The sequence below is a fragment of the Cellvibrio sp. KY-GH-1 genome (assembly GCF_008806975.1).
GTDB lineage: Bacteria > Pseudomonadota > Gammaproteobacteria > Pseudomonadales > Cellvibrionaceae > Cellvibrio.
Map to the genome: position 1 here is coordinate 3,837,972 of NZ_CP031728.1, position 13,637 is coordinate 3,851,608.

A 13,637-nucleotide genomic window follows, 5' to 3' on the forward strand; every position below is an offset into this window, starting at 1 on the left:
AAGAATAGCGATAGCTAAAAAGAAGAATGCTAGCACCACAAATAAATAGCATAGGTCGCATTGAGCGAGACTAACGAGAGGACAGCTCTGCATGGCAGACAATCGCAATTTTGCCGCGTTGGATTGGTTGATCCACGAGATCAGCGAAACGCTTAAAGAAGCGCGCCAATCGCTCGAAAGTTACGTGGAAAATCCCAAGGATGCCGCGCGTATCCGTTTTTGCCTGACACACATTCATCAGGTGCACGGCAGTTTGCAGATGGTAGAGTTTTATGGCGCTGCCATGCTCGCCAGCGAAATGGAACAACTGACTCAGGCAATGATTGCGGGCAATGTCGCCAATGCGAGTGAGGCGCAGGAAGTATTAATGCGCGCGATCTTGCAATTCCCACTTTATCTCGACCAGGTCAAAGCGACTCGCAAAGACAACCCGCTAATAGTACTGCCACTGTTGAACGATTTACGTGCGGTGCGCGGCGAAAGCTTGTTGACTGACACCAAACTCTTTGTACCCAACCTGACCCCGGCTAAAAAGGTCAATGGTACACGCCTTCCGGTCACTCAGGACAATGTGCAATTCCAGGCGATGGTGCTCAAGCTGCGCCAGATGTACCAATACGCCGCCTCGGGTTTTATTCGGGGGGTTAACCCGGAAGAAAATTTAGCTTACCTGCATAAGGCTTTCTCTCGCCTGCAAAAACTTACCCACGGCACCGCGCGATTTGCGCTCTGGGATATCTGCCTCGCACTGGTAGAAGCTGTTGAAATTGATGCAATAGAAATGAGCGTTGCGGTTAAAAACCTGCTGCGTCAATTGGATAAAGAAATCAAAGTGCTCGCTGTGCACGGGGTTAAAGCACTTAACAGCTTTACCAACGATGAACTGATTAAAAATCTGCTCTACTACGTTGCGCGCGCAGGCAAACACGCCCCTGGTTTTCCACCGAATTCCCAGCTGCAGCGCATCTACGAAACCTACAGCCTGGAAGAGGCGTTACTCGAAGGCAAGGAAACGGGTGATGACACCCAGGATATGCTTTCCGTGCCTGATGCTGACGCCATGCGCTCAGTGGTTGGTGCATTAAAAGAAGAGCTGAACCTGATCAAAAATAGCCTGGATGTGTGCCTCGCCGGCGGCGATACTCATGCCAGCCTGAGCGATGCCCTGCCCATTGTAAAACGTGTAGCCGATACCATGGCTGTGTTGGGGTTGGGAGATTTACGCAAGCGCATTCTGGAACAAGGCGCGGCGCTGGAGTTGGTAGTTGAGTCTCACAGCACCCTGAATGATGAGCAATTACTGTCGGTTGCCAGCCAGATTATTTCGGTCGAAAACTCGCTCGACAGCTTGATCGAACCCGGCGGGCAAGATGCGCACAACGTTGACGAAGCCGATATCACCCTGACTCGCGCCAAGGAATCCGTATTGCGTGAAGCACGCAACGGTCTCGAACATGCCAAAGACGCAATCATCGAATACATCGCGTCCCAATGGAATCGCCAGCACTTACAAAGCGTGCCTGCCACACTGCGCGAGATTCGCGGTGGTTTGGAAATCATGCCACTGCCGCGCCCGGCCCGAATTCTCGGCGCCTGTGCCCGCTTTATTGAAGAGCAATTGCTGGAGCAGGAAGCCAATCCACAGTGGGCTACCCTGGATACGCTCGCCGATGCGATTACCAGTGTTGAATACTATTTAGAACGCCTGAGCAGTGGCGGCCGCAAAGAAGAAAATGACTTGCTGCTGAGCGTGGCCGAGGAGAGTGTTGCGAGCTTGGGCTATGCCGTTGCCAAAATCAGTAAACCGGATACCCCTGAAACAAGCAGCGAGTTAGCAGAAGAAGCGGTATTAACCGCCGCCTATGGTGCAAGTGCCTATGTAGAAACGGCACCTGCAGCAGAGCCCGGTGTGGATGAATCCAGCCAGCTGGAAGCAATCTACGCCCAAGCAGCTCCGGCAGACGCGCTTGCTTTGCAACCGGACTACACCGACGAAGAATCATTGATTGTTGAGGCGGAGGCCGATGCGCCAAGCGATGAATCTGCTGAAGAAACCCCTGCCTTAACCAGCGAGACCTTGCCAGTTGCAGTGCTGGAAGAAGTCGCAGATGACGCTGATGAAACAATGCTGGTTGCTGAAGCGGAAGAAGAGCCTGAATTAGAAGTAGCTGCCGCTATAGAATCCAATCTGGTTGCCACCAATAATGCCCCGGTAATTCAGCGCGAGAACAACGAAGATATAGACGATGAAATCATCGAGATCTTCATTGAAGAGGCAGGCGAAGTTACTGAGACCATTGGCGAGTACTTCCCTCAATGGGCACAAAATTTTGAGGACAACAACGCGCTCATCGAATTCCGCCGTGCCTTTCACACGCTAAAAGGCAGCGGACGCATGGTCGGCGCCAATGAGATCGGCGAGCTGGCTTGGTCCATTGAGAACATGCTCAACCGCGTGATTGACCACAGCATAGTGGCGCAAGCAGTACACGTGCACATCATTGAAAAAGTGCGCCTCCTTTTGCCAGATATGATTGCTGCCTTCCGCGACAATATCGTTAATCCCCACGCCGAACTGGCGGAAACCTATCGCCAACAAGCGCATTCCCTGTCACAAGGTGTTATTCCTGATGCCCTGCTGAATGAGTTGGAACTGGCCCCCGCTGGCCAGGCAAGCGCCGCGCAACTGATTGAACAAGCAGAAGCGCCGGACGAAGAGCCCTATATCGCCGAAGATGCTGAAGCGCTTGGTCTGGAAGATGCAATTGTTGAAGACCAGCTTGAGCCGGAATTACCCGTACTCGAACTGGCCACTTCTGATGAAGAGCTCCATATTGAAGAGGTCGCGGCGGAATCCGCAGCCGATGAAAGGGTTATCGAGCTGATTGAGGAAGCGACTGGTAGTGATGAGGCCACACTGACTCAGGCCTACTCCGAGCATCAACTCAGCAACCCGACCTACAGCGAATCAGTCGATGAAGATATCGACATAGATGATCCCGATGCTCAACTCTGGGACATCTTCGGCGCCGAAGCTGTGTATCACCTCCATGTGGTGCAGCAGTTTATTCATCGGATGGAAGCGGAAGCGCCCATCTACGAACCGCCCAGTGAAGATATGCAGCGCGCCTTGCACACGCTCAAAGGCAGTGCCCATATGGCGGAAGTGACTCCCGTCGCGGAGTTGGCCACGCCGCTGGAGCGCTTTGTCAAAGAATTGCGCTCTTACCAAGTCAATATCAATGACGATATCCTCCAATTACTGCGGGATGCAGTGAGTTACACCCAAGTTGCACTAAAGCAAATAGAAACCGGTGAAACCGTTGAAATCCCACGATTGCAACAATTTATCGCCCGTGTACATGAGTTGCGTGATATTCATGTAGCGCCGCTGGTCAGCCTGCAGGAAATGGACGAACTGGGCAAACGTCCGGTCGATCCCGAATTGCTCGCCATTTTTATGGCCGAGGAAATGAACCTGCTGCTGGATGCAGACAAAATCATCTCGCAATGGCAAGACAACCCGGCTGATACTGCCCACTTGGTTCCAGTAATGGACGAATTGGACAAACTCACTCAAGCAGCCGCCCACGCCTATTTGCCTGCCATGGCAGAATTGGGCTCCAAGATTCACAATGTCTATGAAGCTGTGATCGCGGGCCAATTGCGCTGCTCACCACGTATTTGCGATACCCTGAATCAAGCTCACACCGCCCTGCTGGATATGGTCGATGCCATTGCCGCAGGCCAAAACTTGAACGGTATTCCCGAGGCGGTTAACGACGCTTTGGATGACCTACTCAGCAATGAAGTCGTCACTATCACCAGCCTTGCCAGCGATCAGGTGCCTGTACTCGACGAAGACATTCCGCTGGTTGACCAACTGGCCGACGAAATTCAGCCAGAAATTGCTGCCAACAGCGACTTTGATGTAGATGCCCTGCCCATCCTTGCGCTGGATGATGCTTATGCGCCGGACGCGGAAGAGCTGGAGCTTGCTACCGAAGATGAAGAGCTGGAACTGACATCCTTTGTCGCAGACGCAACAATTCCAGACGATGAAACTCTCGAATTGATCGAAGAAGTTGAGCTGGCAAGCAACATCCAGGATGAATCAATCGAGTTGGCAGATATCGAGCTGCTTGAAGAACCCGCTACTGAATACTCACTCACCAACGTTGCGCAAGAGCCCTTAACACTCGGTGATCCCATCGATCTCGGCGACACACTGGAGTTAATCGAAGAACCAGCGTTAATGGACGACGTGGTCGAGCTGCATGAAGTCATCGAGCTGGAAACTCCGTCAACGTTTAGCTTTGAAACATCGTCAGATGCGCAAACTCTGGATCCGGGCGAGGCATTTGAACCGGTCGAGGCCATTCCAGTTGAAGCGCTGGCATTGAATGAGCCTGTACAACTGAGCGAAGTAGCAGTTTCGGACTCTTTCGTAAACCTTGCCATTGAAGCGCCGTCTGATTTTGAAACTCTGGATCTCGGAGAGGCCATTGATCTGGCGGAGTCTCTCGCGCCTGACGAAGCGTTAGATTTAGAAGAACCGGTACAGTTGGGCGACGTTGTCGAATTGATCGACGAAGATGCCTATGAACTCAATGATCAAATCCCGGAATTAACGATCGAAGCCGAAGCCGAAGCCGAAGCCGAAGCCGAAGCCGAAGCCGAAGCCGAAGCCGAAGCCGAAGCCGAAGCCGAAGCCGAAGCCGAAGCCGAAGCCGAAGCCGAAGCCGAAGCCGAAGCCGAAGCCGAAGCCGAAGCCGAAGCCGAACAAGATGATGTTGTGCTGCTCGACGACGAGCAAGAAGAAGTCGATGAGGACTTCGATCCGGAAATTGTTGAGATTTTCCTCGAGGAAGCCGGCGAGTTACTGGAAGAAATCGACGGTGCACTCAACGAGTGGCAGGACGACTGGAACAATACCGATTGCGTGGAACAACTCAAGCGCTCACTGCACACCTTCAAGGGCGGCGCGCGTCTGGCCGGCTTGATGGATTTGGGCGACCTGTCACACGACTTTGAAACCATCCTGATCGACATGGATGCGGACGCCGAGTTGGATCAATCCTTCTTTAGCCGCCTGCACAGCTACCAGGATCGTCTGCATTCCGGCGTTGAACGCTCACGTGCCCGTCTGAGCGGCAACTTTATCCCTGACGTAGCACCGATCAAAACATCGGTTGTATCAGAACCTCCAGTGTTGGATAACTACGTCAGCGTAGATGAAGTCGTTGCCGATATTGAATATGTCGCCACCGAGGTTACCAACAATAGCCTCATCGATGAAGAACCGAATGACCTTGCGGCACCGGCGCCAAGCTTTAATAAACCACGCGTAGTGGTGGATAACACCCGCGAAGCGGCGGTGCCTTTCTCGACCGATGGCGCACCGGTAGAAAAACCCAATGTGCTGACCTTTGCGCCCAAGGCCAAACCAGCGCCAACCAATACACCTGCCATTCCGGGCAGTGAGTTTGGCAGTGTGCGTGGAGGCCAGGGTGGCCCCGTACCTCAGGTACAACACTTGGCGGCGCGTCGCACCGGCCCACAAGAAGTGGTGAAGGTGTCCGCCGAATTGCTCGAAGAGCTGGTAAACCTCGCCGGAGAAACCTCCATTAGCCGCGGCCGTATGGAGCAACAAGTCAGCGATCTGGGCGGTGCCATCGAAGAAATGGATTCCACCATCCAGCGCTTGCAGGAACAGCTGCGCCGTCTGGATATTGAAACCGAAGCACAGGTTCTGTTCCGTCAGGAGCAAATGGCGCAACACGAAGAATTCGACCCGCTGGAGATGGACCGCTACTCGCAATTGCAGCAGCTGTCACGCTCGCTCATCGAATCTGCGTCCGACTTGATGGACTTGAAATACACCCTCGCGGACAAGACCCGCGACACCGAAACCCTGCTTCTACAACAGTCGCGCATCAACACCGATTTGCAGGAAGGCCTGATGCGTTCGCGCATGGTGCCCTTCTCCCGACTGGTGCCGCGCTTGCGCCGTATCGTGCGCCAGGCCGCGACCGAACTGGGCAAAGAGGTAGATTTCGAACTGGATAACGTGGAAGGTGAACTGGACCGTACCGTTTTGGAACGCATGGTCGCGCCGCTCGAGCACATGTTGCGGAATGCGGTGGACCACGGCATCGAAATGCCGGACGAGCGTATTGCTGCTGGTAAAAACCCCAATGGCCGTATCCTGTTAACTCTGGGTCGCGAAGGCGGCGATGTGATCCTCCGTCTGGTTGACGATGGCCGTGGTATCAACCTGAAACGCGTGCGCGAAAAAGCCATTGAACGCGGTTTGATGGCCGCCGATGCGCAGTTGGCTGATCAGGATGTGATCCAGTTTATTTTGCACGCTGGCTTCAGCACGGCCGAGAAAGTCACCCAGATTTCTGGCCGCGGTGTGGGCATGGACGTGGTGCACTCCGAGATCAAACAACTCGGTGGCGCCATGTTTATCGACTCCAACTGGGGCACCGGTACCGAATTCACCATCCGCCTGCCGTTTACCGTATCGGTGAACCGCGCGTTGATGGTACAGATCGGCGACGATCTCTATGCGATTCCGCTCAATACCATTGAAGGTATTGTGCGCGTCAGCCCCTTCGAGCTGGAACACTATTATCAAGATGAAAGCGCTCGCTTCGACTACGCCGGCGAGCAATATCTGGTGCGCTACCTGGGTAACCTCCTGGATTCTGCCGCCCAACCCAAACTGGACGGCCAATTGCTACCATTGCCAGTTGTGCTGGTGCGCAGTACCGAGCACACAGTGGCATTACAGGTAGATCGCCTGCTGGGCTCACGTGAAATTGTAGTGAAGACGCTCGGCGCTCAGTTCAGTGCTGTGCGCGGAGTTTCCGGCGCCACCGTAATGGGTGACGGTAACGTGGTGGTGATTCTGGATCTGCATGCCATGATCCGCGAACAGCTAGCCCTGGGCCAGCACGCTATCCAATTGGAGCCACTCAAGGCATTGCCGGTTGCCGAGGAAGACCAGAGCGAAAAAACCATTATGGTGGTGGACGACTCGGTAACCGTACGCAAGGTAACCGGCCGCTTCCTGGAGCGCGAAGGTTTCCGTGTGATCACCGCCAAAGACGGGGTAGAGGCACTGCAATTACTGCAAGACCATATCCCGGATGTGATGCTGCTGGATATTGAAATGCCGCGCATGGATGGCTTCGAAGTTGCCAAAAACGTACGCACCAGTTCGCGCCTGAAAGATTTGCCGATCATTATGATCACCTCGCGTACCGGTGAAAAACACCGCGAGCGCGCCTTCAGTCTGGGCGTGAACAAGTACATGGGTAAACCCTATCAGGAGGACCTGCTGCTCACCAATATCCACGAGCTGCTGAAAAAATAAGGCGCAATCATGCTTCGCCTGGGAATACTGGTCGATAGCGCAGCCAAGCAGCAGATATTGGCGCAGTTGATTGCCAAATCCGGCCATAAGCTGGCGCATCAACTGCTCTTGGGGCAGGCCAAGCAGTTGGTCGATGACACCGACCTGGATGCCTGGCTGGTGGATGTGGCGGAAGACTATGCCGATGAACAGCTGCTGCTGGAAACCCTGTTCAGCCGCAGTCGCATCCCGGTGATTTTGAGCGATAGCAGTGAATTTACTGCCGGATCAGAAGCCCACAGCGCCTGGCTCAGACGCACCAGCCTGCGCCTACAGCGTCTGCGCAGTGACATTAACCTGCAGCAGGCCGAACCGGCGCAGGAGCTGTGGGTTTTGGCAGCCTCCACCGGCGGACCCGCAGCAGTAAAACGATTTTTAGCGGCGTTGCCCGGCGATCTGGGCATCGCCTTTTTGTACGTACAACATATTGACGCCAACCAGTCAGTTACCCTGAACCGCATGATGACCAACGCCGGCAATTACCCGGCGCTGGTTGCCAGCCAGGGACTGGTGCTGGAGGCCAATAGCCTGACGCTGATTACGGCCAAAGACCCGGTCGAGCTGCTCGGCAACGGTACCTTGATGGTCAACTACGGCCAAGCCTGGAAAGGCGATTACGCTCCGTCCATCGACCAGGTTGCCGCCAACGCCGCGCAGGTTTATCGCGAGCGCAGCGGTTTGATTATCTTTACCGGAATGGGCGATGATGGCGCCGCCAGTTGTCGCATAATGAAACAGGTTGGCGGGCAAGTCTGGGTACAACGACCGGACGATTGCACCAGCGATTCCATGCCTGTTTCAGCGATGGCCACCGGTTGTGTCGGGTTATCAGGTACGCCGGAATATCTGGCCAAAGCCTTGGCTAAGCTGGTCGCCAAACATCGCCTGACACGCGGTGTGAGAGCGCCCATCCGGGTCATTAAAAATGCAGCGCCCTAATCCGTCGCTACAATAATTGCAGTCACAGAACAGGAAACACCATGAGAGCGCCCCAACGCATAGAAAAGAAAATCGAAGAAGTGGCGAGCCTGCTAATCCCGCTGCAAGGGCGCATGCTGCTAGCACCCAACGTAACTGTGGCCGAAATCGTTCCTGTGTCCCAGGTAATTCCCGTGCAAGACGCCCCGGCCTGGTACCTGGGCAATTGCAGCTGGCGCGAGCAAACCATCCCATTGCTCTCCTTTGAAGTGATGAACGGCGAGGAAAAACCGGGTGTTGTATCCCGTTCCCGTTTTGCCGTGATCAACACCACGGGGCTGCATGACGCTCTGCCCTTTATCGCCATTCTCACCCAGGGCTTGCCGCGTTTGGCGCGCGTGACTGAAGAAGAAATCACCGAGCGTGAAGACGCCGATAAAAAGCCCTTCGAACTAATGCATGTCAGCTGGGCGGGTGAAGAAGCGGTGATCCCCGACGTCGAAGCTATGGAGCGAACCTTCCTCGACTACCTGCACCTGGAATAAACCATCGCTGCGCGAACTCCCCCCTCTGTTATGAACGAACTTATCATTGAGGACCTGCAACTTGGCGACGGAAAAACCGTCGTCAAAGGCGCCCTTATCACTACCCACTACACCGGCTGGCTCGAAGACGGCACCGAATTCGATTCCTCCCACCGCAAAGGCAAACCCTTCCAATGCGTCATCGGCACCGGCCGTGTAATTAAAGGATGGGACCAAGGCCTGATGGGCATGCAAGTCGGCGGCAAACGCAAACTCCAAGTCCCCGCCCATTTAGCCTATGGCGAACGCCAGATCGGCGCGTTGATTAAACCCAATTCGAATTTGGTGTTTGAGATTGAGTTGTTGGAAGTGCTTACAAGGGATGATTAAACCGTAGGTTGGTGCGGGCCGCGTAGGCTGAGCTTGCGAACCCCAACATTTCTGCCTCTCGCCACTTGCACAAATTTTGCCCAATGATATACATTATGAGATATGTATATCCAAGGTAATACCATCATGCAAATCGCCAAATGGGGCAATAGCCTCGCCATTCGCATCCCTGCGAATGTCGCCAAATCGCTCGAACTTAAAGCCGGTGATGAAGTTGAAATTGTGGCATCCCCCACCGGCTTTGAAGTCATCAAAGACGATCGCAAAAGCAAAGCACTGGAAACCCTCAACCGCTTCAAAGGTCGTTTGCCCAAAAATTTTACATTTAATCGGGATGAATTGAATGAGAGATAGGATTTTTCTCGACACCAATATTCTGGTGTACGTCCTCTTGGACGAAGGCCCCAAACAACAAACCGCACTCGAACTTCTCCAATCAGGTTGCGTTATCAGCACCCAAGTGCTGAATGAATTCAGTCAGGTCGCCCGCAAAAAAGCCAAGCTCGAATGGCAAGAAATATCCGACCTCAGCCACGCCATCCAAACACTTACCGAAGTCATTCCACTTACACAAGAAATCCACAACACAGCGCTGGAAATTGCAGCGCAATATGGTTATGGGTTTTATGATTCGTTGATTATTGCCGCTGCGCATGAAAGCCAATGTAATTTGCTGGCATCGGGGGATATGCAAAACTTGCAAACGATAAAACAACTGGCAATAACTAACCCTTTCCACACTTAAAGGATTTTAAAATTTACTATGGCTAAATTTACCAAAGACCAAATAAAACTATTAGCAAGACAAATGCTGACCAAGAGAGATTCAGGAAGGCCGTTTAACCTACTGACTGGCGCTGGCTGTTCCAAATCTTCTGACATACCTCTCGCCGCAGAATTGGTTAAAGAAATCCAAGAAAAATTTGGCGCTGAAATTGAAGATAAACTTGATCAACATCAAAGGAATGACTACGGCGCGTGTATGAGTTGCTTGGGCACCAATGAGCGCCGAGAACTGTTATCAAAATATCTTGATAATCCTAAAATTAATTGGGCACATATTGCCATCGCAAGTTTAATTCACGCAGGTTTTGTAAGCCGAGTGATTACCTTTAACTTTGATTCTATTCTGGCAAGAGCATGTAGCCTATTAGGACTGTACCCAGCAACTTATGATTTTGCCGCAGCAGCAACTGTAGACACAGACTATATTGCTCAACAAGCTATTATTCATTTACACGGTCAAGGTACAGGAAAAAGCCTTCTTAATTCGGATGAAGAAACTAAAGCACACGCCGAAAATATCCGTCCTTTAATACGTGCCACCTTTCAAGATAGCCCCTTGCTAGTGATTGGCTACAGCGGTTCGTCTGACGCTGTATTTCCAGTCATCGCAGAAGAATACAAACGAAAAGAAAGATTGTGGTGGGCAGGTTATGCAGATATTCCAGATACATCGATTGCTAATTTCATAAATTTAAATAGTAAAGTTTCATACTATCTGGGGGGATGTGATGCAGATGAATTCTTGATCGAATTAGCCAAAGAACTGAATTGCTTTCCACCAGCTCTATTTAGTGATCCCTATGGGCATTTGCTAAAAGACCTTGAACCTGTCACAGAGTTTCCATTTGAAAAACTAGGTTCTGTAGACCTATTAACACATCTAAAAAAAGAGCTTGCAAAATCTCAACAGAGATATAATGTAAATCGAAAAATTCCCGAACTGATGATGAAAGGTGATTGGGATGCAGTAATTTCTCTAAGTGATCGCAAAAATCCTGATCATCAAGACGCCCTTGCTTGGGCTCATACGATGTATGCTGGTCAACTTGTAAAATCTGGAAAAGCAAACAAAGATGAAAGTTTGTTAAAGAAAAGTTTTGAACAATTTTAGCACGCCACTACGATAAAGCCTGACTTACACGAAGCATTCAATAATTGGGGAAATGCTTTGCTAGCTCTTGCAAGAATAAAATTGGATGAAAATTTCTTCTTGCAAAGCTTTGATAAATACCAAAAGTCCATATCCATTAAACCAGATAAACATTCAGCCTTTAATAATTGGGGCAGTGCACTACTAGGCATCTTTCAACTAACAAAAAACCATGAATACTTAGATCAAGCAAAGACTGTTCTTGGCACAGCAGAAAAATTAGATCCCGATAAAGTTTATAATCAAGCATGCTTATACTCAATTCTTGATGAAAATGATAACTGCAGAGAAAAATTATTGCATTGCAAACAATCTAATACTCTTCCTGACAAAAATTTTCTTATGCAGGATAGAGATCTAGACAACATTCGCAATGAACCATGGTTTAAAGAATTGCTCAATAGTATTGAATGACAGCGCTTCAAACAAATGAACTTAAAAATACTCCACACAAATACTGCGCCAGACTAATCGCCACAACCGGTGCAGTTTCTGTTCTTAATACTCTTGGCTCAAGCGTTAACGCATTGAAATTTATTGCTTGGGCTTGGGCAATTTCGTTTTCACTTAGACCCCCTCCGGGGCCAATTAACAAGCTGACACTTTGTGGTGTTTGTTCAGTGGGAAGGAATTTACTGTTGCGGTGATGCAGGACAAAACGCAGGCTGGAATTCACTTTTAGATAATCAGTTATCTGCAATGATTACCAGAAGATTCTATTACCCTATTCCTTACTTGCGCTAATATCTCTTATCGTTTCGAATGTTTATTATATTACTTCAGGCATAATTATGACTACTTACGCCCCCAACAAAAACTCCGTGCAAGGAAAGCGAGTCAACCTAGGTAATATCGATATCCACTACGAAGAATTCGGGGATGGTAAGCCGCTGATACTTTTGCATGGGTTTGGGGGTTGTACGCAGAATTGGTATCCGTTTGTTGATGCGTTGGCGCAACACTATCGGTTAATTCTGGTGGATTTACGCGGGCATGGTTATTCCACTAATCCCGATAATTTGTTTACGCACAAAGCTGCCGCGCAGGATGTTTTTCAATTGTTGCATCACTTGGAAATACATTCTTTTTCTGCAATGGGAATGAGCAGTGGTGGTATGACGCTGCTGCATATGGCGACCAGCCAGCCCGAGCGGATTGAGGCGATGGTGTTAATCAGCGCAACAACGCATTTCCCCGCGCAAGCCCGCGCCATTATGCGCAACGCTTCCTTGGCGACTATGCCGCGTGCGGTGCAAGAAATGTATCGCGCCTGTGCAACACGCGGCGATGAGCAGATTCAACAACTCATTGCCCAATTCAACGCCTGGCCGACAACAACGAGGATATGAATTTTACCGAGCAGGATTTGGCGCGCATTCGCGCCCGTACGTTGATTGTCCATGGCGATAATGACCGTTTCTTCCCTGTTGATATTCCGCAGGCTATGTATCGCGCCATTCCCAATTCCGAATTGTGGCTAATCCCCGGCGGTGATCACGCTGTTATTTTTGAGCCTGCCATTGGGTTTGCTGAAAGAGCGCTTGGGTTTTTGAAGAGGAATCAAATTGCCTGATTTAGCATTTATATAATCGGATGGATGGTCATGTTGGGGTTCGTTCCTCACCCCAACCTACGTTTAGGTGTGAGTTATTTTTGAATTGAAAATTGCGAATTCTGCCTCTAACCGCTGCGCAGCGTTCGTGTGATTTTTTGATTTGAGTATTTCTATTACACACTCAGCGGTACACAAACCTCCGTCCGGCTGATTGCGCCTTAGTTTATACCGGGAAATCGTCCGGGTTTTAAACTGGGCTTTAGGTAAGTTTTTTAAATAGGGGCTTTTGTTAAACATTTTGCGTGCCTCTTGCCAAGTGGCGTCTAACAAAATGATATTTTCAAAGGATTCTATCGGTTCAGCAGCGTCGTCGGCGGGATAAAGCAAGACCGTATTTTCACTATGGATTGCATCCAGCAAAGCCGGATCAGGTGAGTTTCTCGCCCAAATAATTCGCTCTACTATTTCCGGTGCAAGACTCGCTGCCAATGCGCCCGTATTGGATGCGCGCAGGAGTTCGCGCTCATGGGTGAGTAGAAATATCTTCATTGGAAATGTATTTAGCATTCACCCAAATAAAACGCACGTTTAGCTGCGGTAGATTGTTTCAATCAAATGAAAGCCAAATTGCGTTTTGATGGGGCCATGAACTACATTGGTAGGCAACTTAAAGACCACGTTATCAAATGCTTTTACCATTTGGCCCAGGCTAAACTCTCCCAGATTGCCGCCTTTTTTAGCTGAGCTACAGCTCGAATATTTTTTTGCCATAGCACCAAAGTCGGCACCCTTAGCAATAAGCTGTTTGATCTTCTCCGCTTCCTCTTTCGTTTTTACCAAAATATGTCGCGCTGATGCCGATTGTCTTTTTGAATTCATAGTCTGGACTCT

Annotated in this window: 13 protein-coding genes; 10 read left to right on the top strand and 3 right to left on the bottom strand. The window is 50.6% G+C overall.

Features of this window, described 5'->3' with window-relative positions:
• Positions 1-91: 91 nt before the first annotated feature.
• From D0C16_RS16235 to D0C16_RS16270, 8 genes are all read left to right on the top strand, one after another.
• Positions 92-7,384 carry an Hpt domain-containing protein gene (locus tag D0C16_RS16235; RefSeq protein WP_151033318.1) on the top strand — a complete coding sequence of 2,431 codons (7,293 nt, stop codon included), beginning with the start codon at positions 92-94 and terminating at the stop codon, positions 7,382-7,384.
• Positions 7,385-7,393: 9 nt separating this feature from the next.
• Positions 7,394-8,362, top strand: a complete 969-nt coding sequence (locus D0C16_RS16240) for a chemotaxis protein CheB (RefSeq protein WP_151033319.1) — start codon at positions 7,394-7,396, stop codon at positions 8,360-8,362.
• 41 nt (positions 8,363-8,403) lie between these two features.
• Positions 8,404-8,886 (top strand): chemotaxis protein CheW, encoded by a 483-nt coding sequence (locus D0C16_RS16245; protein WP_151033320.1) that lies wholly within the window; start codon positions 8,404-8,406, stop codon positions 8,884-8,886.
• 30 nt (positions 8,887-8,916) lie between these two features.
• Positions 8,917-9,255, top strand: coding sequence for an FKBP-type peptidyl-prolyl cis-trans isomerase (locus tag D0C16_RS16250; RefSeq protein ID WP_151033321.1), 339 nt, complete (start codon positions 8,917-8,919; stop codon positions 9,253-9,255).
• A 126-nt stretch (positions 9,256-9,381) separates the two neighbouring features.
• The gene (locus D0C16_RS16255; protein ID WP_151033322.1) at positions 9,382-9,609 is read left to right on the top strand and encodes an AbrB/MazE/SpoVT family DNA-binding domain-containing protein; all 228 of its coding nucleotides are present in this window, start codon (positions 9,382-9,384) and stop codon (positions 9,607-9,609) included.
• A complete protein-coding gene (locus D0C16_RS16260; RefSeq protein ID WP_151033323.1) occupies positions 9,599-10,000 on the top strand; it encodes a PIN domain-containing protein in 402 nt (133 codons plus the stop codon). The genes D0C16_RS16255 and D0C16_RS16260 overlap by 11 nt, the downstream gene beginning before the upstream one ends.
• Positions 10,001-10,018: 18 nt before the next feature.
• On the top strand, positions 10,019-11,152 hold the full coding sequence (locus D0C16_RS16265) for an SIR2 family protein (protein WP_151033324.1): 1,134 nt from the start codon (positions 10,019-10,021) through the stop codon (positions 11,150-11,152).
• Between the two features lie 57 nt (positions 11,153-11,209).
• Positions 11,210-11,605 (top strand): hypothetical protein, encoded by a 396-nt coding sequence (locus tag D0C16_RS16270; RefSeq protein ID WP_191968516.1) that lies wholly within the window; start codon positions 11,210-11,212, stop codon positions 11,603-11,605.
• 7 nt (positions 11,606-11,612) lie between these two features.
• On the opposite strand, the gene D0C16_RS16275 is transcribed toward D0C16_RS16270, so the two are convergent.
• Complete coding sequence (locus D0C16_RS16275) at positions 11,613-11,867, bottom strand: RsmE family RNA methyltransferase (protein ID WP_225319051.1); 255 nt, start codon at positions 11,865-11,867, stop codon at positions 11,613-11,615.
• A gap of 115 nt (positions 11,868-11,982) precedes the next feature.
• Here D0C16_RS16275 and D0C16_RS16280 point away from each other — a divergent pair, with 115 nt between their 5' ends.
• Together D0C16_RS16280 and D0C16_RS24495 are read left to right on the top strand one after the other, a co-directional pair.
• Positions 11,983-12,540, top strand: coding sequence for an alpha/beta fold hydrolase (locus D0C16_RS16280; RefSeq protein ID WP_225318721.1), 558 nt, complete (start codon positions 11,983-11,985; stop codon positions 12,538-12,540).
• Positions 12,537-12,764: an alpha/beta fold hydrolase gene (locus tag D0C16_RS24495; protein ID WP_225318722.1), complete on the top strand. Its 228-nt coding sequence runs from the start codon at positions 12,537-12,539 to the stop codon at positions 12,762-12,764. The genes D0C16_RS16280 and D0C16_RS24495 overlap by 4 nt, the downstream gene beginning before the upstream one ends.
• A 63-nt stretch (positions 12,765-12,827) precedes the next feature.
• On the opposite strand, the gene D0C16_RS16285 is transcribed toward D0C16_RS24495, so the two are convergent.
• Positions 12,828-13,295: a tRNA-uridine aminocarboxypropyltransferase gene (locus tag D0C16_RS16285; protein ID WP_151033327.1), complete on the bottom strand. Its 468-nt coding sequence runs from the start codon at positions 13,293-13,295 to the stop codon at positions 12,828-12,830.
• Between the two features lie 39 nt (positions 13,296-13,334).
• Positions 13,335-13,625 carry a peptidylprolyl isomerase gene (locus D0C16_RS16290; protein WP_151033328.1) on the bottom strand — a complete coding sequence of 97 codons (291 nt, stop codon included), beginning with the start codon at positions 13,623-13,625 and terminating at the stop codon, positions 13,335-13,337.
• Positions 13,626-13,637: the final 12 nt, after the last annotated feature.